This is a genomic window from Pantoea stewartii subsp. stewartii, from assembly GCF_008801695.1.
Taxonomy (GTDB): Bacteria; Pseudomonadota; Gammaproteobacteria; order Enterobacterales; family Enterobacteriaceae; genus Pantoea; species Pantoea stewartii.
Window position 1 is genome coordinate 1 of the sequence record NZ_VZPF01000034.1, and the last position, 21,496, is coordinate 21,496.

30 protein-coding genes and 3 pseudogenes are annotated in these 21,496 nt (G+C 52.1%); 16 read left to right on the top strand and 17 right to left on the bottom strand.

Features of this window, described 5'->3' with window-relative positions; translation table 11 throughout:
• Window positions 1-128: 128 nt before the first annotated feature.
• Window positions 129-245, bottom strand: a pseudogene (locus tag F7Q90_RS11650) (LacI family DNA-binding transcriptional regulator); the annotation flags it as partial.
• A 217-nt stretch (window positions 246-462) separates the two neighbouring features.
• Here F7Q90_RS11650 and F7Q90_RS11655 point away from each other — a divergent pair.
• Together F7Q90_RS11655 and F7Q90_RS11660 are read left to right on the top strand one after the other, a co-directional pair.
• Entirely contained in the window at window positions 463-1,770 is a 1,308-nt protein-coding gene (locus F7Q90_RS11655) for an MFS transporter (RefSeq protein ID WP_006117594.1), read from the top strand.
• Between the two features lie 10 nt (window positions 1,771-1,780).
• Window positions 1,781-4,133, top strand: a pseudogene (locus F7Q90_RS11660) (TIM-barrel domain-containing protein).
• A gap of 70 nt (window positions 4,134-4,203) precedes the next feature.
• On the opposite strand, the gene ftnA reads toward F7Q90_RS11660, so the two are convergent.
• A complete protein-coding gene (gene ftnA / locus F7Q90_RS11665; protein ID WP_006117595.1) occupies window positions 4,204-4,710 on the bottom strand; it encodes a non-heme ferritin in 507 nt (168 codons plus the stop codon).
• Between the two features lie 423 nt (window positions 4,711-5,133).
• Here ftnA and F7Q90_RS11670 point away from each other — a divergent pair, with 423 nt between their 5' ends.
• On the top strand, window positions 5,134-5,733 hold the full coding sequence (locus tag F7Q90_RS11670; RefSeq protein WP_006117596.1) for a pentapeptide repeat-containing protein: 600 nt from the start codon (window positions 5,134-5,136) through the stop codon (window positions 5,731-5,733).
• Window positions 5,734-6,370: 637 nt separating this feature from the next.
• Window positions 6,371-7,576, top strand: a complete 1,206-nt coding sequence (locus F7Q90_RS11680) for a tyrosine-type recombinase/integrase (RefSeq protein WP_151160896.1) — start codon at window positions 6,371-6,373, stop codon at window positions 7,574-7,576.
• Here F7Q90_RS11680 and F7Q90_RS11685 read toward each other — a convergent pair.
• The 14 genes and pseudogenes from F7Q90_RS11685 to F7Q90_RS11745 all read right to left on the bottom strand — a co-directional run bounded on the left by F7Q90_RS11685 (window position 7,566) and on the right by F7Q90_RS11745 (window position 13,045).
• Window positions 7,566-7,760, bottom strand: a complete 195-nt coding sequence (locus F7Q90_RS11685; protein WP_023331974.1) for a helix-turn-helix domain-containing protein — start codon at window positions 7,758-7,760, stop codon at window positions 7,566-7,568. The two genes, F7Q90_RS11680 and F7Q90_RS11685, sit on opposite strands and share 11 nt — an antisense overlap.
• A 7-nt stretch (window positions 7,761-7,767) precedes the next feature.
• A complete protein-coding gene (locus F7Q90_RS26675) occupies window positions 7,768-7,914 on the bottom strand; it encodes a hypothetical protein (RefSeq protein ID WP_170283815.1) in 147 nt (48 codons plus the stop codon).
• Window positions 7,911-8,228 carry a hypothetical protein gene (locus F7Q90_RS11690; RefSeq protein ID WP_151160898.1) on the bottom strand — a complete coding sequence of 106 codons (318 nt, stop codon included), beginning with the start codon at window positions 8,226-8,228 and terminating at the stop codon, window positions 7,911-7,913. Before F7Q90_RS11690 ends, F7Q90_RS26675 begins: the two co-directional genes overlap by 4 nt.
• Window positions 8,225-8,383: pseudogene (locus F7Q90_RS27865) on the bottom strand (ATPase); the annotation flags it as partial. The pseudogene F7Q90_RS27865 and the gene F7Q90_RS11690, both read right to left, overlap by 4 nt.
• Before the next feature lie 431 nt (window positions 8,384-8,814).
• A complete protein-coding gene (locus F7Q90_RS11700; protein ID WP_151160902.1) occupies window positions 8,815-9,027 on the bottom strand; it encodes a hypothetical protein in 213 nt (70 codons plus the stop codon).
• Window positions 9,024-9,248, bottom strand: a complete 225-nt coding sequence (locus F7Q90_RS11705; RefSeq protein ID WP_151160904.1) for a hypothetical protein — start codon at window positions 9,246-9,248, stop codon at window positions 9,024-9,026. The genes F7Q90_RS11700 and F7Q90_RS11705 overlap by 4 nt, the downstream gene beginning before the upstream one ends.
• A 48-nt stretch (window positions 9,249-9,296) precedes the next feature.
• Window positions 9,297-10,124, bottom strand: a complete 828-nt coding sequence (locus F7Q90_RS11710; RefSeq protein WP_135494767.1) for an SPFH domain-containing protein — start codon at window positions 10,122-10,124, stop codon at window positions 9,297-9,299.
• Window positions 10,121-10,309, bottom strand: coding sequence for a hypothetical protein (locus F7Q90_RS11715; RefSeq protein WP_151160906.1), 189 nt, complete (start codon window positions 10,307-10,309; stop codon window positions 10,121-10,123). The genes F7Q90_RS11710 and F7Q90_RS11715 overlap by 4 nt, the downstream gene beginning before the upstream one ends.
• 8 nt (window positions 10,310-10,317) lie before the next feature.
• A complete protein-coding gene (locus tag F7Q90_RS11720; RefSeq protein ID WP_151160908.1) occupies window positions 10,318-10,710 on the bottom strand; it encodes a hypothetical protein in 393 nt (130 codons plus the stop codon).
• The gene (locus F7Q90_RS11725) at window positions 10,700-10,939 is read right to left on the bottom strand and encodes a hypothetical protein (protein ID WP_151160910.1); all 240 of its coding nucleotides are present in this window, start codon (window positions 10,937-10,939) and stop codon (window positions 10,700-10,702) included. The genes F7Q90_RS11720 and F7Q90_RS11725 overlap by 11 nt, the downstream gene beginning before the upstream one ends.
• Window positions 10,929-11,276, bottom strand: coding sequence for a hypothetical protein (locus F7Q90_RS11730; RefSeq protein ID WP_249042820.1), 348 nt, complete (start codon window positions 11,274-11,276; stop codon window positions 10,929-10,931). Before F7Q90_RS11730 ends, F7Q90_RS11725 begins: the two co-directional genes overlap by 11 nt.
• 380 nt (window positions 11,277-11,656) lie before the next feature.
• Window positions 11,657-11,995: a hypothetical protein gene (locus tag F7Q90_RS11735; protein ID WP_249042821.1), complete on the bottom strand. Its 339-nt coding sequence runs from the start codon at window positions 11,993-11,995 to the stop codon at window positions 11,657-11,659.
• Entirely contained in the window at window positions 11,992-12,273 is a 282-nt protein-coding gene (locus tag F7Q90_RS11740; RefSeq protein ID WP_151160914.1) for a hypothetical protein, read from the bottom strand. Before F7Q90_RS11740 ends, F7Q90_RS11735 begins: the two co-directional genes overlap by 4 nt.
• Before the next feature lie 97 nt (window positions 12,274-12,370).
• The gene (locus F7Q90_RS11745; RefSeq protein ID WP_151160916.1) at window positions 12,371-13,045 is read right to left on the bottom strand and encodes a LexA family protein; all 675 of its coding nucleotides are present in this window, start codon (window positions 13,043-13,045) and stop codon (window positions 12,371-12,373) included.
• 89 nt (window positions 13,046-13,134) lie between these two features.
• On the opposite strand from F7Q90_RS11745, the gene F7Q90_RS11750 reads away from it, so the two are divergent.
• The 6 genes from F7Q90_RS11750 to F7Q90_RS11775 all read left to right on the top strand — a co-directional run bounded on the left by F7Q90_RS11750 (window position 13,135) and on the right by F7Q90_RS11775 (window position 17,562).
• Entirely contained in the window at window positions 13,135-13,353 is a 219-nt protein-coding gene (locus tag F7Q90_RS11750) for a YdaS family helix-turn-helix protein (RefSeq protein ID WP_151160918.1), read from the top strand.
• A gap of 272 nt (window positions 13,354-13,625) precedes the next feature.
• Window positions 13,626-13,919, top strand: coding sequence for a hypothetical protein (locus F7Q90_RS27190; RefSeq protein ID WP_151160919.1), 294 nt, complete (start codon window positions 13,626-13,628; stop codon window positions 13,917-13,919).
• Window positions 13,920-14,291: 372 nt separating this feature from the next.
• Window positions 14,292-15,875 carry a DEAD/DEAH box helicase gene (locus F7Q90_RS11760; RefSeq protein ID WP_249042822.1) on the top strand — a complete coding sequence of 528 codons (1,584 nt, stop codon included), beginning with the start codon at window positions 14,292-14,294 and terminating at the stop codon, window positions 15,873-15,875.
• Window positions 15,872-16,843, top strand: a complete 972-nt coding sequence (locus tag F7Q90_RS11765; RefSeq protein ID WP_151160923.1) for a toprim domain-containing protein — start codon at window positions 15,872-15,874, stop codon at window positions 16,841-16,843. Before F7Q90_RS11760 ends, F7Q90_RS11765 begins: the two co-directional genes overlap by 4 nt.
• Window positions 16,843-17,250: an antiterminator Q family protein gene (locus F7Q90_RS11770; RefSeq protein ID WP_151160925.1), complete on the top strand. Its 408-nt coding sequence runs from the start codon at window positions 16,843-16,845 to the stop codon at window positions 17,248-17,250. The genes F7Q90_RS11765 and F7Q90_RS11770 overlap by 1 nt, the downstream gene beginning before the upstream one ends.
• Before the next feature lie 117 nt (window positions 17,251-17,367).
• The gene (locus tag F7Q90_RS11775) at window positions 17,368-17,562 is read left to right on the top strand and encodes a hypothetical protein (RefSeq protein WP_151160927.1); all 195 of its coding nucleotides are present in this window, start codon (window positions 17,368-17,370) and stop codon (window positions 17,560-17,562) included.
• Here F7Q90_RS11775 and F7Q90_RS11780 read toward each other — a convergent pair.
• Entirely contained in the window at window positions 17,552-17,845 is a 294-nt protein-coding gene (locus F7Q90_RS11780) for a DUF2622 domain-containing protein (protein WP_151160929.1), read from the bottom strand. The genes F7Q90_RS11775 and F7Q90_RS11780 overlap by 11 nt on opposite strands.
• Before the next feature lie 74 nt (window positions 17,846-17,919).
• Between F7Q90_RS11780 and F7Q90_RS11785 the strand changes: the two genes are divergently transcribed.
• From F7Q90_RS11785 to F7Q90_RS11810, 6 genes are all read left to right on the top strand, one after another.
• Window positions 17,920-18,471, top strand: coding sequence for a motility associated factor glycosyltransferase family protein (locus tag F7Q90_RS11785; RefSeq protein ID WP_151160931.1), 552 nt, complete (start codon window positions 17,920-17,922; stop codon window positions 18,469-18,471).
• Entirely contained in the window at window positions 18,468-19,406 is a 939-nt protein-coding gene (locus F7Q90_RS11790) for a hypothetical protein (protein ID WP_249042823.1), read from the top strand. Before F7Q90_RS11785 ends, F7Q90_RS11790 begins: the two co-directional genes overlap by 4 nt.
• The gene (locus F7Q90_RS11795) at window positions 19,312-19,926 is read left to right on the top strand and encodes a methyltransferase domain-containing protein (protein WP_151160933.1); all 615 of its coding nucleotides are present in this window, start codon (window positions 19,312-19,314) and stop codon (window positions 19,924-19,926) included. Before F7Q90_RS11790 ends, F7Q90_RS11795 begins: the two co-directional genes overlap by 95 nt.
• A 69-nt stretch (window positions 19,927-19,995) precedes the next feature.
• On the top strand, window positions 19,996-20,328 hold the full coding sequence (locus F7Q90_RS11800) for a phage holin, lambda family (protein WP_151160935.1): 333 nt from the start codon (window positions 19,996-19,998) through the stop codon (window positions 20,326-20,328).
• Window positions 20,325-20,936 carry a glycoside hydrolase family 19 protein gene (locus F7Q90_RS11805; protein WP_151160937.1) on the top strand — a complete coding sequence of 204 codons (612 nt, stop codon included), beginning with the start codon at window positions 20,325-20,327 and terminating at the stop codon, window positions 20,934-20,936. Before F7Q90_RS11800 ends, F7Q90_RS11805 begins: the two co-directional genes overlap by 4 nt.
• Entirely contained in the window at window positions 20,933-21,481 is a 549-nt protein-coding gene (locus tag F7Q90_RS11810; RefSeq protein ID WP_151160939.1) for a DUF2514 domain-containing protein, read from the top strand. The genes F7Q90_RS11805 and F7Q90_RS11810 overlap by 4 nt, the downstream gene beginning before the upstream one ends.
• Window positions 21,482-21,496 lie beyond the last annotated feature (15 nt).

The following is a 21,496-nucleotide window of genomic DNA, read 5'->3' on the forward strand; positions in this document are numbered from 1 at the left end:
AATGGAGGCGAAGCGCCTCAAGGAGCCATGTCCGGTGTTTCACGCGATAGTGTCCATTAAAAAATGATGGACACTATTTTCCCGGAACCGGAGCCCGCTGCACAGACGGTTTAAATGTGACGCTTACGTACCTTGTCGCGCGTGGCAGGGCGAATGTTGGCTTTGCCGGCCAGAACGCGTGAAACCGTGCTCACCGACACACCGCTCAGGGCGGCAATTTCGCTCACTTTTAAGCTTTGTTTCATTCTGTGATCGCCCTCAAGTCTGCAAATGAAAAATTTTTCATAAAGTGCTGAATCGTGTCCTTTCTGGTGTGAACGGACATTTTTGTTGTGCTGCAAGCTTGCCATGAAAAGAGTTGCAAAAAATTGGCTGTACCCACGTTTTGCGCTTTTTTAAGGTCGGGGCAGAGAGAAGTTTGTTCACGGCAACGTGATAATCACTGGCTACAGGAGCGTCATCATGAGTCTCGACTCAACCTCTGCCCGCAGCGCATCGCGCCCGCTGCGGATCATAAAAAATCTGCGCTGGTGGATGCTGGGCATGTTTCTGCTTGGCGTGACGGTGAACTACATCACCCGAAACTCCCTGGGCATTCTGGCCCCTGAACTGAAAAACACCCTGAATATGAGCACCGAGCAATATTCCTGGGTCGTTGCCGCCTTCCAGCTGGCCTACACGTTGTTTCAGCCCGTGTGCGGTTGGTTAATCGATGTCATCGGTCTGAAGATGGGCTTTCTGATTTGCGCCGTCATCTGGTCGATCACCTGCCTGCTGCACGCCGGGGCGGGAAGCTGGCTGCATCTGGCGCTGCTGCGCTTTGTGATGGGTGCCTCCGAAGCGGCGGCGACGCCGGCCAACGCCAAGGCCATCGGCGAGTGGTTTCCGAAAAAGGAACGTCCGGTTGCGGCAGGCTGGGCGGGCGTGGGGTTCTCTATTGGCGCGATGCTGGCACCGCCCATCATCTATGTCGCCCATATCTCCTTTGGCTGGCAGGGCGCGTTCCTGCTGACCGGCGGCCTTGGCCTTATCTGGGTCGCGCTCTGGTGGTGGGGTTATCACTCACCGGAACGCCATCCTCGTTTGTCGGATGAAGAGCGGGATTTTATTACGCAGGACAAGGAAGTCATCGGTGAAAAGTTACCGTTCTTTACCGCGCTGAAAGTCATCGGCAAAGAAAAGAAATTCTATGGCATTGCCATTCCGGTCTTTTTAGCCGAACCCGCCTGGGCCGTGCTGAGCTTCTGGGTGCCGCTCTACCTCGCCAATGAACGCGGCATGGATCTGAAACAGATCGTGATGTTTGCCTGGCTGCCCTTCCTGGCGGCAGATATTGGCAGCGTGGCCAGTGGTTATCTGACCAAAATCTATGTGCGCTGGTTTGGCTGCACCCGGGTGAACTCGATCGTTGCCAGTTCGATCACCGGTGCGGTGCTGATGATCTCGCTGGCGTTAATGACGCTGGTTAAAGATCCCTACCTGGCCATCGCGCTGATCTCCATTGGTGGCTTCGGTCATCAGGTGATCTCCTGCATGTTGAGTGCGCTGTTGGTAGAGCGTTTTGATCGCCGCCAGATGGCGACAGTCAACGGCATGCGCGGATCCTGCGCCTGGATCGCCAGCTTTATCTTCTCGCTGATTATCGGCGTCACCGCCGACACGATTGGCTTCAATCCCCTGTTTATTGCCATGGGTTTCTTTGACCTGATTGGCGCGGTTTTCCTGGTGATGTTTATCGCCGAACGCCGCCAGAATATTGCTAAAAATTGAGGGTAACCTGATGAAAACGCTTAAGACATGGACGCTCCATCAGCAGGCAGCGCACTTCGTCGAACTGAAAACCGAGCAGCGTCACTTTTTACGTATTTACGTATTGGAAAGCGGGCTGATGCGCGTGTTATTAAAACGCGACGGGGAGCTGGCATTAAACCGGACCTGGAGCATTGCGCCTCAGGATGATGTGCCCTGGCAGGGGCGCGATCGGGAATCGCTGGAAGGCTTTTCGTTGCCCGCATTCACCTTTGAACAGGGGGCGCAGTTTGTTCGCTTGGCCACCGACCGGCTGCGCGTGACGGTGCACTCGCCGTTGTACCTTAGCTGGGAGCATTTCGATGGCACAGAGTGGCAGCCGCTGGCGGCCGATCGTCATACCGGGGCTTATCTGCTGAACATGCATGGCGATGGCGTTGAACATTACCAGCGCCGTCAGCCGCAGGATCGGGTGTATGGCCTGGGCGAAAAGAGCGGGGATCTTAACCGGGTTAATCGCCGCTATGAGATGCGTAATCTGGATGCGATGGGCTATAACGCGGCCAGCACCGATCCGCTCTATAAACATATTCCCTTCACGCTGACCCAGCGCGACGGCGTCAGTTTTGGACTGTTCTACGATAATCTTTCCAGTAGCTGGCTCGATCTGGGCAATGAGCTGGATAACTACCATCTGCCTTATCGCCGCTATCGTGCAGAGGCGGGCGATCTGGATTACTACATGATGCTGGGGCCGACGCTGCTGGATGTGACCAAGGCGTTTGTGCGCCTGACGGGCCGAACGCTCTTTCAGCCAAAATGGAGCCTGGGCTATAGTGCACTACACCGATGCGCCGGATGCGCAACACCAGCTGCTCTCCTTCATCCAGCTGTGCCGTGAGCATGAGATCCCCTGTGATTCGTTTCAGCTGTCATCCGGTTATACCTCGATTAATAACAAGCGCTATGTCTTTAACTGGAACTACGACAAAGTGCCCAATCCCGAGGCGATGACCGCCGCGTTCCATGATGCCGGGATGAAGCTGGCAGCCAATATCAAACCCTGTCTGTTACAGGATCATCCGCGCTATGACGAGGTGGCGGCTCAGGGACTGTTTATCCGCGATTCTGAGCAGGATCAGCCAGAACGCTCCGTGTTCTGGGACGACGAAGGTTCGCATCTGGATTTCACCCATCCCAAAACGGTGGCGTGGTGGCAGGAAAACGTCACGGAGCAGTTGCTGAAAAAAGGCATCGACGCGACCTGGAACGACAACAATGAATATGAAGTCTGGGACGGCGAAGCGCGTTGTCATGGCTTCGGCCAGCCGATTGCCATTAAGCATATTCGTCCGGTCATGCCGTTGCTGATGATGCGCGCCTCGCTGGAAGCCCAACAGCGTTTTGCCCCGGAAAAACGCCCGTACCTGATTTCCCGTTCGGGTTGTGCCGGTATGCAACGCTATGTGCAGACCTGGAGCGGGGATAACCGGACCAACTGGCAGACCCTGCGCTACAACATCCGCATGGGACTGGGCATGAGCCTGTCAGGATTGTTTAACGTGGGGCACGATGTCGGCGGCTTTGCCGGGGATAAACCGGATCCGGAGCTGTTTGTGCGCTGGGTTCAGAATGGTGTTATGCATCCGCGTTTTACCATTCACTCATGGAATGACGATCACACCGTGAATGAGCCGTGGATGTATCCGGAAGCCACGCCAATGATTCGCGAGGCGATTCGCCTGCGTTACCGGCTGATGCCGTATCTGTATACGCTGGCATGGCAGGCCAGCGCGCACGATGAACCGATGCTGCGTCCGACTTTCCTGGACCATGAGAACGATGCACGGACCTATGATGAGTGCGATGACTTTATGCTGGGACGCGACCTGCTGGTCGCCAGCGTTGTGGAGCAGGGCGCGCGTACCCGATCCGTATATCTGCCCGAGAATCCACACGGCTGGTATGACTGGCATAACGGCAACTGGCTGGCGGGCGGACAAACAGTTACGCTGGATGCACCGCTGCATCGCCTGCCGCTGCTGGTGCGCGCAGGTGCCGCGCTTCCGCTTGGCCAGTGTGAAACCACCACCGATGCGCAACGTGACAACGTGCGTGAACTGCAGGTATGGCCTGCGCCGGGCAACGCCACGACCCACGGTGAGCTGTTTGACGATGACGGCGAGTCGCACGGCTGGCGCCAGGGCAATGCACTCTGGCTGAGCTGGACGTTAACCAGTAGCGCGTCGCGGCTGGATCTGACGGTCGAGAAGCGCGGGGATTATCTGCCAGCATGGCGGGAAATGACGGTTATCTTACCGCCGGGTGAGAAACGTACGTTGTGGATCAACGGTGAAATGACGTCATGCTATCGGCTGGCATAAGCCGTAACGTGTCAGACCGGTAGGGTTTGTCACAATAACCACCGGCCCACCTGCGTGGGCCGGTTTGTATTCAGGCTGAGTGCGTTTCAGTGCTCATGCGTCCCAGGTCTTTATCTACCAGGAACAGGCCATTGCCGCCTTCACCGACCATCGCCAGTTTGTCCAGTACGGTTTTAAACAGCTTCTCTTCTTCATGCTGTTCCGCAACGTACCATTGCAGGAAGTTGAAGGTCGAATAGTCCTGGGTGGTCATTGCCGCATGGGCCAGCTCGTTAATCTTACTGGTGATCAGCTTTTCATGATCCAGCGCCTGAATCAGCACTTCGTTCAGTGAATTGTAGGCAACAGGCGGGGCTGCGATGGTACCCAGCACCGGCATCGCACCGGTATCGCTCAGGTAGTTAAACAGGCGCTGCATGTGTTCCATTTCTTCACGTGAGTGCATTTTCAGGAAGGACGCTGCGCCCTCATAGCCTTTATCGCTGCACCACGCACTCATCTGTAAATAGAGATTCGCGGAGAAAAATTCCAGGTTCAGCTGGTCGTTTAAACGCCCAGTCATTTCAGCAGTCAGCATGGCCGCGTCCTTATTTCATTGTAAATAGACAGGTGATAAGTGATGAATTATGCATCAGGCTAATAAGAAATGTGAAGCGTTTTGTTAAAAAAATACCATTTTATCTGATTGATTTAAAAAGAATTATTTCAACTCTTGAATGCGAGCAATTATCATTGTGGTCTGCTTTTCTGCCTGTGTCTGAGCCAGGTTGTGCCGGACGCGCGGGCGTGAAGGCGGTTTATCCAGTCGGCCCGGATCCGTCAGTGGACCGCGTTCTGCGGCGTTCTGCTACTGTCCGGCAACCGCTTTTTCCCGTCCCGGTGATAAGGTAAGGCCATAATCGCGTCAGGAAGCATGAGCAGCATTACACTGGTGTGCCTGGCCGGGGTTTACTATGCGGAGCGGGGCCTGTGTCTTCGCACGAAAGAGGATGGCGTAAAAATGCAATCTTTGGAAAGCAACACTGAATACTATGATGCGTGTTTTACCACCTGCGATCTCAGCGAACGGGTGCTCACGCAGGCGCATTTTGAAGACTGTGAATTTACGCACGTTAACTTTACCTCGGCGCGCTTTTCAGCCTGTAAATTCATTAACTGCGTCTTTACGCACTGTAACCTCAGTCTGGTCGATCCGTCCGGCACCCGCTTCTTTGGCGTTCACTTTAACGACTGCAAGCTGACCGGCATGGACTGGACGAAAGCCTGGTGGCCTGATTTTTACCTGGACCATGAATTGCACTTTTCAACGTGTATCCTGACCAGCGGATCGTTTTTTGGTCTGCGGCTACACGGCGTGAAAATGGAAGGATGCAAACTGATCGAGGTGGATTTCAGAGAGTGCGATTTAACGGGTGCCACGCTGACCGAATGTGACATGACGGGCAGCCTGTTTCATCACACCGTGCTGCGCGGGGCCGATCTGACGGAATCCTGGCATTACGCCATCAACATCTTTAACAACACAGTCGAAAAAGCCCGCTTTTCGCGGCTGGAGGCGGTTTGCCTGCTGGAAAGTCTGGGCATTGAGCTGGTGGATTAACCCGCTGGCGAGGCGGCGGGATGAATACCGTAAAGACGGGAGAAAACCCGGCGTCATTTCCCCCGCGTTGGCTTCACCAGCAGCCATCTGCTGCACGGTGACCCGCTGTTTGCCCGTGGCGCGACTTTCTCTTCCGTCCGCTGTAGGCCAATAGCGCAAAATATTGTATGCTATGCCGCCTTAAAGTTGACCAGGTAACCGGAATCACGCCAATGTAACTTTGCGCTCATCCCGCGACGACAGAAAGTCGCATCTGGCACCGTTTACTCGCCGGTAAAATTCTGCCGGCCACCGTGATTTATCTGCTGCGCCTGAGAGTGCGTGGCTACGTTGAGAAGAATTCACTCATGTCTAATCCCTTTTTAGAAGAGGTGGCACGCCGCCGCACCTTCGCGATTATCTCGCACCCCCACGAATCCCCCCTCATTAAGTAAAATAAAAACCTGTCAGATTTTTCAAACTCCTTTCACAAATCACCTGCCATTCCTGCTGCATCAACGATTCATTACTTTAATCCGCTTTAACTCCTTTCAATTGATCACGCTTTAATGCGATTGCTTTTAGCAAAATTCTGTACATGCGCTTGTACATAATGTACAAACCGAAGATGATTTTTTAAGTTTGTACAAGGTGGTTTATGGCGCTGTCTGATACATGGTTGCGTTCGGTCTCAGGGAAGGAACGCGATAAGGTAATGGTAAAATCCGATCGTGACGGCCTATCTGTCAGAGTGTCACCGAAAGGACGTGTTGTGTTTCAATATCGTTATCAGTGGGCCGGGAAAGGCGAGCGTATCGATATTGGTTCTTATCCTGCTACCGGGCTCAAAGAGGCTCGCGATGAAGTGATCCGGTTGCGTGGTGAGCTGGAAGCTAACCGAAATCCCAAGTTGGTCAGGATGGCTGAAAAACGGCGTGCTACGGGCGCGTTAACCGTTGAATCTGTGATCAGAGCTTGGTATGACACCTACTGTCTGAAAAATAAGAAAGGCGCGGAACAAATACTCAGATCTTTCGAAATTCACCTGTTCCCCAAAATTGGCAATTTGCCGCATGACATTGCCAGCCTTCACGATTGGCTGGAAGTACTGGAGCCAATCAGCGATCGGTTGCCTGGAATAGCTGATAGGCTACTGGTGAATGCAAAGCAGGCTCACGTATGGGCTTTCAAAAGAAAGCTGGTGGAGAATCGGCCTTTATCCGATATAACCAGCAAAGATATGGACATCAAAAAAGGTCAGGGTGAAAGATTCCTGAGCCATGAAGAAATCAAGATTCTATACGGTGCTGTTGATGGCTCCCGCTTAGTCCCCAAATACAGAGTCTTTATTAAGCTGCTGCTGCACTTTGGTTGTCGGCCTGCTGAGCTGATTGGGGCCAGAGTGAGTGATTTCGACCTGAGCAGCAAGGTATGGACGGTTCCAGCTGAGCGGCATAAAACGGGGGCGGTAACTGGGAAGCCACTCAAGCGCCCAATTATCGGGCCAGTCGAAGAGTTAGTGAAGTATGCCATTTCCATGAATAATGGCTCAGCTATGGTATTCACGAAAGAGAATAGCCGGGAGCCGGTTGGCAGATCATCATTACAGTCATTACCGTATAACCTGACGAAATATGCGTGGCGGCGGCTGGGGTATCAGTTCCCACACTGGTCACTGTACGATTTGAGAAGAACGGCGAGAACAAATTTTTCTGATCTGACAGAGCCACACGTTGCTGAAATAATGCTCGGCCATAAACTGCCAGGTGTCTGGCAAGTTTATGACAAGAGCGATTATATGGAAGAACAACGCAAAGCCTATCAGGCATGGTGGGATCGGGTGGAATCTCTCGTTACTGGATAACTCCGGCGAACCTGTGAATTTTATGTGCCGCCCATTTGTTCGGGCAGGATTTTATATCCGGATCCGGGAACTCTGGGCGGTACTTCTGGCCGGTTTTACCGTTGATGCTGTTCCAGCGCAGCACCGTTGACACCGAAACTCCGCAGTAATCGGCCACCTGCTTTGTTGTCATTAAATCGCTCATATGTACCTCACACTACGCTCAGGCCACGGCAGTGGCACCACACATCAAACATCCGCTTAACCACTTCCCGGCAGTAAAAGCCGTCACAATCTCGCGTCAGGTCGTAGCGGTTTCCGTACCGCTTGCGAACCCACATTTCAAAAGCCTTGTTCATCCGATTGCTCCCGTAGATAACGTGGTCACGATCGCGTGCTGTTCTTTTGGGAACACGATAAACATTGCTCGCCCGCTACTCAGCGTATAACCGCCGGCGCGGTCGGCCGCAGCAGCTGAAGCACAACATCTGCGAGAGTGGCCTCTTTGGTTAAAATCGAACAACCATGAACTGTCTATTTCCGCGATCATGTCTCCGGCATCGCCGCCAATACGCTCGATATAACGTTCGAGCGCGTGAACTGTGATCAGATAATGGCGATGGCGAATGCGGCCTGACGCTACCATCTTGGGTTCTGGGGCGTGGCTAATCATTTCACTTTCACCTCAATACCTGCGATAACGCAATTACGCTCGATCGCTTCTTTCACCCATCGGCGATAGGTTTCAGGGTGGAAAACCTCACTCTTACCTGTACCGCTCCAGAATGCCTTCGAGCTGGCATCGGGCAGGTTTATCGTCAGAGTTTTGGCTGTGGCCGCCACCGATGAGACAGAGGGCAGCATTGCTTTAAACGCTTCAATGCTGGCGTCACGCTTCATGCGTTCCTCTGGGGTCATGGCGTCAATTTCAGCGTAATAGTCGTCGCGACGTTGCAGTGCAGTAAGCAATGTCTCTGTTTTACAGCCTTTTCCGATAATCAGACCGGGTTTTAATTCAACGGTGCAGGGTAACAACTTTGGATACTCGGGTTGCTTATGGGCTCGCAGACGTTCGATCTCTGCTGCCATGTAGTAGCCGGTTTTGCTCCAGGTATCGACAGCATCCCCCGTCATATCCGGTTCCATTGTTGCCATTAAAACAGCATCGCGGTAGTCACTGCTGCCGCTGGTTATTGCGACGGCGTAGGTATCGCTATTTTCTCGTTTGTGAATAATCACCACGGGGTTCTGAATTTTGCTCACTTTGCCGTCTCCTTCTCCGCTTCAATAATGCTGTCGACCACCATCATTAGTGATCCGGCCATGTCGTCGTAATCATCCCAGGCGTTGCTTTCGAAGAACTGCGCAGCGACTACGGGCGCAAGCTGACTAACCAGGTGCTGGCGGTATGTCATGCCGTAGGGGGTTGCGTTACTGGGGCATGGATAGGCTGGTTGTTGGCCTTTGCTCATCGTTTCACCTCACGCTGTACGGTTTTATAAGCTCGCATCGCATCGCGGGTTTTCCCTGAGATAAACGTCTTCATGAAGAAGGAGCCGCGCCGTTCGCTGACCACTCCCGGGACCAGAAACAGAGTGGTGTCGACCACTCGGTTATGCTTGCGAAACTCAAAAATAGTGCTGGTGATCGTCACCGATGCCACGGCTCCGTAGTCGTTGAAGTCAATTTTCATTTCAGCCTCATTTTTTTGTTAGCCCGGCGCTACACCGGGCTGGTGCGATTACTTAACCTGGATAAATGGAGTGCCAGCGCCGCTGGTCATGTATTGCGGCAGGGTGCCATTCCATTTGTTAATAGCTTCCAGCTGCAGCACTTCGGGGTTCTCACGCATGGCCTGCCCACGGATCTGGATAGATTTCGCTTCAGCTTCTGCAAGCTTCAGTTTTGCATCTGCCTGGCCATCGGCTTCCGCGCGCAGCATATTGGCTTCAGCCTCACGCTGTTTCACCTCCTGCTCGCGCTGCAGCGTCTTTTGGTTGGCGGTGACTTTGGCGTTGATACTGTCGATAACTGTCGGCGGATACTCCGGGCGGCCAACATAGGAGAGGCTAATAACCTGAATGCCGACCGGCCCCATGTCGGACTGGATCTCTTTCAGGGCACTTTCCAGCAGATCAGCTTTGCCGCCATCAATAAACTTGTCGGTGCTCATGCGGCTGGCAAGGCGGTTAAGCGCATCGGCGATCTTCTGGCGAAGGTCAGTATCGGTAATGTCGTCCACACCTTTCCGGTAGGTCTGGAAAACGGTGGTGACTTTGGTCGGATCCACTTTGTACGCCACGCCGATGTGATAACCGATTGTCGTACCGTCGCTCATCTGGAAATTGAACGCGTCGTCGTAGGTTTTCATCTGTTTGAAGGTCGGGAAGATGTAGACCTCCGTGTTCCAGCCGGTCCAATAGCGGCCAACGCCGACAACCTCACCAACGCCTTTGTCGTCGCCCAGCTTGTTCACCTTGATACCCACGTTGCCGGGCTCGACGCGATCGCAACCAGTCAGGCCAGCAGCGGCGGCGGAAATCAGAACAGCGAAAATAACCTTTTTCATTTTTTATCCTTTCCGGAAGACAGACCCATAAAAATGGCGTAGAGGCACGGCGGGGTCAGAAATGCCAGTGCTAAGCCAGAGATAACGGACACGGTGTCCTTCATCGAAATGAGAGAAGGAACAAGGAGCCCGTAGACGCTGGCAAAGATCACCAGCGCGATAACGATGCGGAGATAAAGTTTCATCAGCGCCCTCAAAACGGTTTCAGCTTCATCAGCTCGTCACGCTGCGAGACCCATGCGTCGTACTTCTCACACCATTTCTGCATTTCACGCTTACGGGCCAGAATGCGACGCAAACGACGTTCACAGCGCTGGTGGGCGGCAAGGTAAGCCGTAGTAGTTTCGCCATCGCGCCACACTTCCATATCGTCACGATCAATTCGTACTCGCGGGTGACGGCATTTAAAGCCAGATGCTTCGAATGACCAGGTCGTCATGAAAAACGCCAGGTAGCGAATCGCGGTATCGCGGCTAAAGCACTTCTTAATGCGTCCGTTGCGTTTGGCGACGAATAGCGGGCCAACTGGGGTGTCGTGCTTCTGGAGCGCCAGGTCAATTGCGCTGACGGTGCGGTTATCGAACATTTGAAATCTCCTCAATGTGAAGCCCTGCTTTGCGGGCTAATTCGATAAAGGTGTCCAGCCCACAAATATGTTCGTCGTCGTGCACCCGGCGGTCGCATTTCACTTTGCCGCTCTCGATGTAGAGGACGATGCGCCCTGTAAAATCTGGAAGCACATGCAAATCAACATTCAAAACCGGACGAGGAATTTGCATTCCGCGATGCGTTATCATTTGTTGGTTATGCTGCATTCTGGTTTCTCCGCTTTTTCATTGCTTCTTCTGCGAGTGTTTCAATCAGTGCATCCATGAAATACACGGCATCAGGCGTTAATTTGCTTTTCCCGAGACAGTCCGAGTAATACCCGGAAATAATTGATTCCGCTTCGGAACGTTTATGTGTGTCATAAATCATTCCTTCGAATAGTTTTATCAGCGCCTTAGTTAATATTTCTTCGGATAACTCGACCGGAAACAACGTGCCGTTATCAAGTTTCGCCATCTGAATATTTCCGCCAGTTCTTCGCATAACAGAATCAAGCTTTGCATGAACGAGACGGCGGCGGCGAGTTTCAATTAATTTATCCACGTCGAACCTCTTCAGCATTCATCCAGTTGTCTACATGCCCAGATATTTCCCAAGCGATTTCTAACAGATGAAAACGCTGTGCATCTTCAAGCCTGTAATAGTTTTTCTGTAACTGTTTGCAGCAGGTAATACAGACGCTCTGTTACAACACTTATTTCGGTGAGTGTCATATTACTGCATGGTTTGGTTGTTGGATTGCGCTCACTCATAATTAGAGCCCATAAGCTTTGCGCAGAAACAGATTTGCAATAACGTCATAACCTGCATCAATAAATTGCCTTGCTGTTTTATATGCGCTTTTATCTTTGATACATGTCATTTCTCTTTCCTCAGGGTGCAGAGAGCCCCAGCGGTTAAGCTGTATTTAAATTTATTTTTGGTTAACTTAATTTAGATTGAATATTTTTTAATTCATTACGGGATTTTTCTGCATAGTCACGAATCGTAGCGGCTAAATATGTTTCTTGCCGTTCATTATCTTCATCTGTGAAGTATTGTTCACAATAAACGCCAGTAAGTGCCTCTAGCTTTCGGGCTGTAATGACTGCATCAAAAAAGAGATCATCAATGTCGCTTATAGCCGAACGTACATCTGCTATCAGAGTCATTGCTCTGTAAAGCCCTTCACCAGTATCTTTATCATGTGTGCCATTTTCGAAAATATCAGTAATGATTTTTTCAGCCTGAATAATAGCGTCATTTGCTGGAGTATTAATCATTTGCTTTCTCTCACTCCGCTATGATAGCTGGACTCGTTTGAAATTTTATTTGTTACCATGGCTAAATCTGCCAAGTCGGCGATAATACCTGACAGCGCGTTAATTTTTGTATTGCTCCCCTTTGAACTTTCGCTCATTTCCATAATTTTGAGGCTTATAAAATTTATAGCCTCAAGCAATGATGTTGTTTGATTTTCCGCTTCACTTGCAAGGTCGGTTACATTGATATCTCTGGTTAAGTCAATTTCAATTAACTGGATTATGTTATTGATGCTCATGATGTACCTCTTTGTCTTTGTGATAGGTACATTATGTACCTTAAGGGTACACTGTCAAGTATAAAAAAACCTGCCGCAGCAGGTTTCGTAGTTTATTTTATGGTTTGCTTATGTATCTTCTTGGTTTTCCAGAAAATATCACAGTACCAATGATTGAACAGTTTCCATCAATTTTTATATATGGCTCAGGCCAGTTCTGATTTAGAGCTTTGAGGTACCTGCTTCCACCATCTTCTATAAGTCTTTTAAAGGTGGTTTCTCCAGTGTCATGCATCAATGCAACTACATCATCACCATGAATTGCAGGTATTTCAGGATCTACAAAAATCATGTCTCCGGGACGGTATTCATCAACCATCGAATCACCTATTACCCGTAGGATATAGGTCATAGGACCACAAGGAACGGGGCATGGGTAGGTTTCAGTGCTATACAAATCAACCTCTTGATCATCCACTCTTGTCCACGCGCCAGCTTGAACCCACGAGATGACGGGGACCTTTCGAATATTTCTATTAGTATCTGAAACATCGGGGTTTTTTGCAATATTGGTTGTTTGATGCTCTTGATCCAGCCAGCCAAGGGGGAGGTCGAAACATTTTTCAATGTGCCGTGCCATGGCATCACCAATATTTTTGGTCGCGCCATCGCTCATAAACCTACTTGTTTGAGTAGGCTCCCGGTCGATCATGTTGGCAAAAAACGAGTTTCCACCAACTCCGTCTCGTAATTTTCTAGCGTTTATACGCCTGATTTCATGAACAGTTTTCATACAGTTATTCTCTCAGTTTGTATCCTTGCGGTACAAGTTCCTTTACGGTTCATTATTTTGATGTAATATGTACCACGGAGGTACATTTAATGAAAGCGTACTGGAACTCATTAACGAAGGCTCAGCAGGTTCGTTTAGCTAAAAACGTAGGCTCAACACGGGACTACCTGCGTTTGGTGTTCAACGGGCATAAAAATGCCGGATTCAATCTTGCTATACGACTCGAGCAAGAAACGGCAGGGGCGATCACTAGGTCGGAGTTGCGGCCTGATATTTATCAGCTCTCCGTGAAGCAGGTTGGGGCGTGACATGTCACCGGAAGAATTTATCAAAAAGCACATCTCTGATGCGCTGCTGCGTGAAGGCTTTCCGGCGGAAGTCGTCATGGGGGGGGGGCAGAGTGTGGCGTTGATTATTACCGTTGCTGCTCTCAGGCCACCCGTAAGGGGAGCATGTTTGCTGATTGTCTTTTCCGCGCCCGTCAGTGGGCTATCGGACAGACCACAGTGGCCGAACGGAGTGCAGGAAAGAAGCCAGCGCAACGTAAGGGCCAGAGCAGCCTGTTTTAACCGGAGGCGATATGTACCCGGATTATGTGCAGGTTGATCTGCCATCGGTCTACAGCCAGGCAGATGCAGCGTGGATCCAACAGCAGTTACTGAGTTTGCCTCCGTCCCTCCGACGCAAAGTCGCGCTGAAGTACGCAGAGGTTTACGAAATTACGCATGACGCCGAACCGGTTTCATACCGCAAGGAGAACCGGGCAAGGCATGAGGCCAATGTGAGGCTTCGCAGGTTCGTTGAAACACACGGGCGGGCAATTCAGGGCTACACGGCCCAGCCGCCTCTGGCAGGAACGCAACAGCGCTCCTGACGATACCCGGCTTAAAGGGGCCTGGTTGCAGTCTGACTTAAAGGCGTCAGCTGCTGATGAAGTAGGAACCACCCACTTACTTTTTTTTGCCCTTTCGTACTAGGTTGCTAGTACATGAATAAGGGAGAGGTAAGAGGGGGGTAAGGGGGGAGATCGGAGAGGGATGGGAATAGGCCTTTTCCAACAGGCAGCTCCATTGGTTAGACAGGTGCTGATCTATGAGACAGAGCCTAAAAATCGCCACTGTACTAGCAATGTGATACGAAATTACAGGGCAGAAACCGGGAATGGTTTTTCCTGGAAGAGTGAAACTTAAAGGGGTTGATAATGCTGAACATCACACCAAATTTTGCACAGGAACGCGCGCTTAACATGCTGCGCCGTGACTGGAAGGCATACGAATCTTTCATGATGTACATGCCAACCGGCAGCGGCAAAACGGGGCTGGCGGCATTTGTTGCTGATGGTCTGGTGAGCCGTGGCATGCGTGTGTTGTTTGTCGCCCCTTACACCATCCTGATTAACCAGACGGCGCAGCGTTTTGCACAGTACGGCCTTCCGGAGGACCAGATCAGCTTTATCTGGCGCGACCACCCAAATTACGACCCCAGCCTGCAGATTCAGATCGCCAGCGCCGACACCTTGATCCGCCGGGAATTCCCGCAGGATATCGATCTGCTTATTATCGACGAAGCCCATCTGCGCAAACGTCGCATTCTCAAAGAAATTGAGCGGATCACCACGGAAACCAAAGCGAAGGTTATCGGTCTGTCCGGAACCCCATTTTCCCCCTTCCTGGGGAATTACTACCAGCGCCTGATTAAGCCAACCACCATCGGCGAACTTATCCAGCGTGGCGATCTGAGTAATTACGAATTTTTCGCGCCAACGAAGCCAGACCTGAAAGGCGTTAAAACTAAAGCGTCGATGGAGTACGGCAGTGACTACGACGAAACGCAGCTGGCGGAGATTATGTGCGGATCCGATCTGGTGGGCGATATTGTCGATAACTGGCTGCGCAACGGCCGGGACCTTCCGACAGTGGCGTTCTGTGTTAATAAGGCCCACGCCAACTACGTGACCATGCAGTTCAATAAAGCGGGCGTTAACGCCGAAGTCATGGTTGCAGAAACGCCGCACGAAGAAAGACAGCTGATGATCCACCGATTCGAAACTGGCGCGACAAAAATCATTGTCAGCGTCGGCGTTTTGGTGGCGGGCTTCGACAGTGATGTTCGCTGTGTCATTTACGCCAGGCCAACTAAAAGCGAAATTCGCTGGCTGCAGGCGCTGGGGCGCGGCCTTCGTACAGCTCCTGGCAAAGATGCCTGTCTCATCTTCGATCACAGCGGCACAGTTCATCGCCTGGGGTTTCCTGACGCTATTGAGTACAACGACCTCCCATCCAAAAACGATGGCATGAAAGAGGCTGCTGCCCGTACAGCTGAGGAACGAGAGGAAAAACTTCCGAAGGAATGTCCGGAATGTCATTTCATGAAGCCTGCAGGCGTGTACGTCTGCCCGAAATGCGGGTTTAAGCCGCTGGCCGGCGAGGACGTGGAAACCGACACGCAGCGCAATATCAAAAAGCTCGGCAAGGGCGGAAAGGTTTACACCAAATCGGACAAACAGTCCTGGTGGAGCCAGATCAAATTTTATCAGCGCCAGCGTACTTCTATGGGAAAACCCATCAGTGATGGATGGTGTGCGCATACCTACCGCGAAAAATTCAATGAATGGCCCAACGGCCTGAGCGATTTCCCAATGGAGATTACCCCAGAGGTTAATAACTACATCAGGCACAAACTCATCAAATTTGCGAAGGGCAAGGAGAAGTCAGCTGAAAAGACTGAAGCCTCACACACCAACAACGATGCAGGAACCACCAGCAGGATTATTAACGCAAAACGCCAGGTAGAAAATATTCGCAGTACGCTTGGGAGAAGAACAGCGTGAAGACAGCAGAAGCGGCGAAGGGCCGCTGGTCAGAAATTTTTGAGCATTACGGCCTGCCACCGATAACCGGAAAAAATCACTATAAGGGAGAATGCCCGGTATGCAGCGCCCGGGGTAAATTCCGTATTGACGACCGTGACGGGGCGGGGACGTGGATCTGCGTATGCGGCAGCGGTGACGGCATGAAGCTGCTTTCAGCTACACAGACCAACAAAACCTTTTCGGCACTCTGCGCTGAGGTGGATCAGCTTATTGGCAATGACTACCAGCGCGAGAAAATTCCCGCGCACAGCTCTGCAGCGAAGTTGCGCCAGCGGGTCATCAGTAAATTTTCAAAGCTGCCACCCTTGCAGGGCACAAACGGTGCCGGATATCTCCGGCAGCGCGGGATCAACAAACTACCCGCTGAAGCCATCAGGTTCTGCGACAAGCAGCGCCATGCAGGCAAGATTTATCACGTCCTCTACGCCCTCGCCACCGATGATAAAGGTGAGCTGTGCTATCTCCACCGAACGTTACTCGAAGGGGACCGCAAAGCGCCGCTGGGCGAAAGTGCCAAACGGCAAAAATCCCTGCAGGAAGAAAACTATCTCGAATACGCCCGCTCAGTCGCCATTCGCATGTTTCCGGTTTCCTCAACGCTGGGAATTGCGGAGGGCATCGAAACAGCGCTGTCCTGTTATCAGATCTACGGTGTGAATACCTGGGCGGTGATGAACAGCAATTTCATGAAGAAATTCCGTGCGCCAGCAGGAGTAAAACACTTGGTTATTTTTGCTGATATGGATAAACACTCTGCCACCGGCCAGGCGGCGGCGTTTGAATGCGCCCACGCTAATTTACTGGCAAAAAATGACCTTGTGAAAGTCAGCGTTCGCTGGCCGGACAATGGGGATTTTAACGATATGCTCATGAACGGCGATCAGGTCCGTGAGCTGGTCTTCTACAAGAAAAAGGCGGCAGCATAATGCGAGACATACAACAGGTATTAGAACGCTGGGGAGCGTGGGCAGCCAATAATCATGAAGATGTTGCCTGGGCACCGATTGCCGCTGGATTTAAAGGACTTCTTCCGGCCCGGGTAAAATCACGGACGCAATGCTGTGATGATGATGCGATGGTCGTCTGCGGGTGCATCGCCAGGCTGAACAAAAACAACCGAGATTTGCACGATCTGCTGGTGGATTATTACGTGATGGGGATGACGTTTATGGCACTGGCCCGTAAGCATGGTTGCTCCGACGGCCATATTGGTAAAAAGCTTCAGAAAGCTGAGGGAGTTGTCGAAGGCATGCTGATGATGCTCGATGTCCGGCTGGAGATGGACAGATATGTTTCCCGTGAGCCTGAATCCAGATTGGCGGCGGGCGCATAAAAAAGTTTACGTACGTAAAAAACCGGATATCCTGTTAAGAGTGGTCACTTCGACACAACGCTTAATAATCGGAACCCTGCCAGCAATGGCGGGGTTTTGTCGTTTCTGGAGCCAGTAATGAAATTTAACGAATTGTCTTCTGAATCCCGCTACCAGGCAAAAATCGCACTGGGCCAGCTTATTGTGGCACGCGGTGAGTCGGGAGAGGCAGATTGTGAAAACCTGGGTCGTTGCGTGGCCGCCGCGTTTATTGCAATGGAGCGCCACGATAGCGCCCCTGTGGTTAAAATCGGTGATGGAACTACTTCTTAGGCGGTCGCAATCCAAGCACCTCTATGCTTGCAGCCTCAGTTACCAGTACACCAGGATTTGATTTGACGGAATCCGCAATCTTATAAACCTCGCTACCAATATCAGCTGTGCTCATTCCGGTTGCGGGATAGCGTATATATTCAGCATCCGGTAGCTGATAATTTTTGCCTGAATCCGCAATGATCTGGCGTTGGTATCCAGCACTTTCCATCTTGTCATGAAGTTCATCATAGTCTTCTGGTTCAGCATCATGCAGTTCGACGCGAACAATAAATGTACTCATTTAATCCTCCATATTTGATGTGGTTACTTTTGGCGATTTAACAATATCAAACTGAGGGTGGGGCATCTACCTAGATGAATACGGTCATTATCTGCGCATCTGGCCCATCTCTCACTTCTGAGGATTGCCAAACGGCTATCAGCAATGGCTTTCCCGTCATCGCTGTTAACTCAACCTGGCGAGCCGTGCCTGATTGTGAATACATTTACGCGGGCGATCTTCGATGGTGGGATGCAAATATCGACCTTCTGCCATCCTCCGCCTCTCGCTGGACCTGCAATTACCGGGCTCATAAACGCTATGGACTAAATCTGTTTGATACAGATACCCGGTGGGCCTTCAACTCCGGGCAGCGCTCGATTCTGTTTGCTGCCAGCCTCGGGGCGAAAAATATCATCCTTCTCGGTTTCGACTGCTCTATCACTGGTGGCAGCCACTGGCACGGGGAGCATGCGGGGCTCGATAACCCAACGGCGGAGTGCGTCGAGCGTTGGCGCGGCGAGTTCGCCAGTACAGCCAGAGCACTGGCCGGGAAGGTCAACATCATCAACAGCAGCCGCCAGACTGCGCTGAAGTGCTTCCGGCGGCTCGGCCTCAATGAGGCGCTTCGCGAGGTCGCACTTTGAACGTTCCTCTTTTCATCGATGGCATGCTGGGCATGGGCGACAGCATCTACCAGCGTGCTTTCGTTAAGCAGTTACCGCCGGGGAGTTACATCAAAACTGCCTGGCCTGAAATCTACGAAGATTTACCCGTTCTACCCGTTCGTAGCTTTACAACGCTCCGAACGCAACGCAAGAACGAATATCGGACACAAGCTGCTTTCCAGCAGCCGCCGGATATGCGGCAGACAAAGCGCATTTTCTACGGACCACAGCACCTGCGACGCGGCTCAATTTTTGACGCTATGCGCCAGCAGTTCGGCGTAGAGCCAGCAGCGCTGGATCTGCCTTCTTTCGGCCCGGCTGAATTCACCCATCAAAAGCCGATTGCGGTGATTCGTCCGGCAACAGTGCGATCTGAGTGGCGTAGCGACTCTCGCAACCCTGATCCTGATTATCTGATACAGGCCTCCCGGCTACTGAGGAAACATTTCTGTGTGATCAGCGTGGCTGACCTGCAGGAGGGGGAAGAGTGGGCGGTCGGCGAGCTTCCCGAAGCGGATCTGCGGCTGCACTCCGGACAACTCAATTTTAAATCGCTGATGCGCCTGATTGAACATGCTGCTGTAGTGGTTTCGCCGGTTGGCTGGGCGCTTCCTGCTGCCATCGCCTACAGAACGCCTGTTTATGTTGTTGCTGGCGGGCGGGGCGGCCACAACGCGCCGGAAATCGTGACAGATCCAGCGATGGACCTCTCGCGAGTCGGCTGGGCCATTCCGGACAACTACTGCCGCTGCGAAGAGTGGGATCACCACTGCGACAAGCGTATCTCTAATTTCGACTCAATATTTGAGGCCTGGCTGGATGAAGTCGTTTTATCAGGAATTAAACAGCGGGCTGGTATTTCTTCCCGAACTGGGGATCGGTCGTTATCCGGTCCCGCCAGCTCGCCCTTATGACGAAAGCTATTTTGCGAAGTATCAGCAGCTGGCAGATACCGACACCGGACGGGCGTTAACGCAATCCCGAATTGAGCTGGTGGAACGACACTTTCACGGTCCTGTGCTCGATGTTGGTATTGGTGCCGGCCAGTTTGTTTCTACTCGCCCGGGAACGCTCGGGTATGACGTAAACCCCGCAGGTGTCACTTGGCTGAATGAGCGGGGCGCATTCGCAGACCTTTACGCCAATCAGTGGCGGGCGTTGACGATGTGGGATGTTCTGGAGCACATCGACGAGCCAGAACTGGCGGTTCAGCAGGCCTCTGAATTCGTGTTTGTCTCGATCCCCATCTTTACCGATGCCGGCGACATTATCCGCTCTCACCATTACCGGAAGGCGGAGCACATCTGGTATTTCACCGATGCCGGTATTCAGCGCTGGTTTGCAGAACAGGGCTTCGAGTGCGTCGAACAGAACACCATCGAATGCCAGTTAGGGCGTAAAGGCGTCGCTTCGTACGCTTTCCGTCGGAAATAACCTCTTTTCTTCCCCACTTGGGCAACTCCAGTTTCACACACAGCACCCGCAAACAGGCGAGGTGGACCTATGAATGACTCTCACGGGATTTTTGAACAGACAATGAAATGGATCGCGCTATATCTGCCGTCAGTCTACGCCGGGTTATGCGCTCTGGGCATCTCAGCACTTATCGATATTCGCGCCGGGAAGCCAAAACTTTACACCGCCACCGGCGCGCTGATTTGTGGGATTTTCGCCCTTGCTGTTTCTGCGTTGCTGGAGTACCTGGGATTGCCTGCTAATTCGGGTGCATTCGTCGGCGCGCTGGTGGGGTTTGTTGGAGCGGACAGGTTGCGTGACATGGCTCTCGCCGTTGTTGCCAGACGTGCCGGAGTAAGCACCACCGAGGAAAATAAATGAACAAATCACAGTTTGAAAAGGCCGCAAATATCAGCGCTGAGCTGGCTGCACGCTGGTTTCAGCCAGTAAATGCGGCGATGGCTGAGTTCGGGATCGTATCAGCTGACGATCAGGCGATGTTTATTGCTCAGGTCGGGCATGAGTCCGGCGGTTTTACCCGTATTGTCGAAAACCTGAACTATTCCGCTGATGGGCTGCGAGCGACATTCGGCAAATATTTCACCCCAGAAACTGCGCAGCAATACGGACGAACGTCAGAGCATCCGGCAAACCAGCAGGCGATCGCCAATATCGTCTATGCGAATCGCATGGGGAATATTGAGAAAAACGATGGCTGGAATTATCGCGGTCGCGGTCTGATTCAGATTACCGGGCATGACAATTACAGCGATTGTGGCGCGGGCCTGAAGGCTGATTTGCTACTCGTGCCGCAGTTGCTTGAGCAGGATGATTATGCGGCGCGTTCGGCTGCATGGTTCTACAGCTCGAAAGGTTGCCTGAAGCGCACCGGCGATATTGTGGCCGTAACAAAAGTTATTAACGGCGGCACTAACGGCCTTGATGACCGAAAAGCGCGCTATGAAAAAGCGAAATCGGTACTGGTATGAGCGCGCTGATCGCCCTGACAGAAAAATACTGGAGGCCTCTGGCGCTGATGCTGCTGGTGGCCGGGGCGTTTATTGCCGGTGATACTTGGACGGATCGTGCATGGCAAAAAAAGTGGGCTGACCGCGATAGCAAAGAGTCTTCACAGGCTGCGAACGCGCAGACCGCCGCCCGCATGATTGAACAAGGGCGGATTATTGCCCGTGATGAGGCTGTCAAAGATGCTCAAGCACAAGCCGCAAAAGCTGCTGCCAATGCTGCTGGCCTGTCTACCACTGTTAGCCAGCTGCAGCAACAAGCCAGAAAACTCGCTACCCACCTGGACGCCGCAAAGCACACCGCAAATCTTGCCGCTGCCGTCGGAAGCAAAACAGCCAGCGCCAACGCCGCAATGTTCGCCGACATGCTCGGAAGCCTTGCAGACGAAGCTAAATATTATGCTGGACGAGCTGACGAAAGCTACCGCGCCGGAATGACGTGCGAGAAGGTTTACGAGTCGGTGAGGGTATCAAACAACAAGCCCGTTAATCAGGAGCCTCGTAAATAGCGGGGCTTTTTCTTG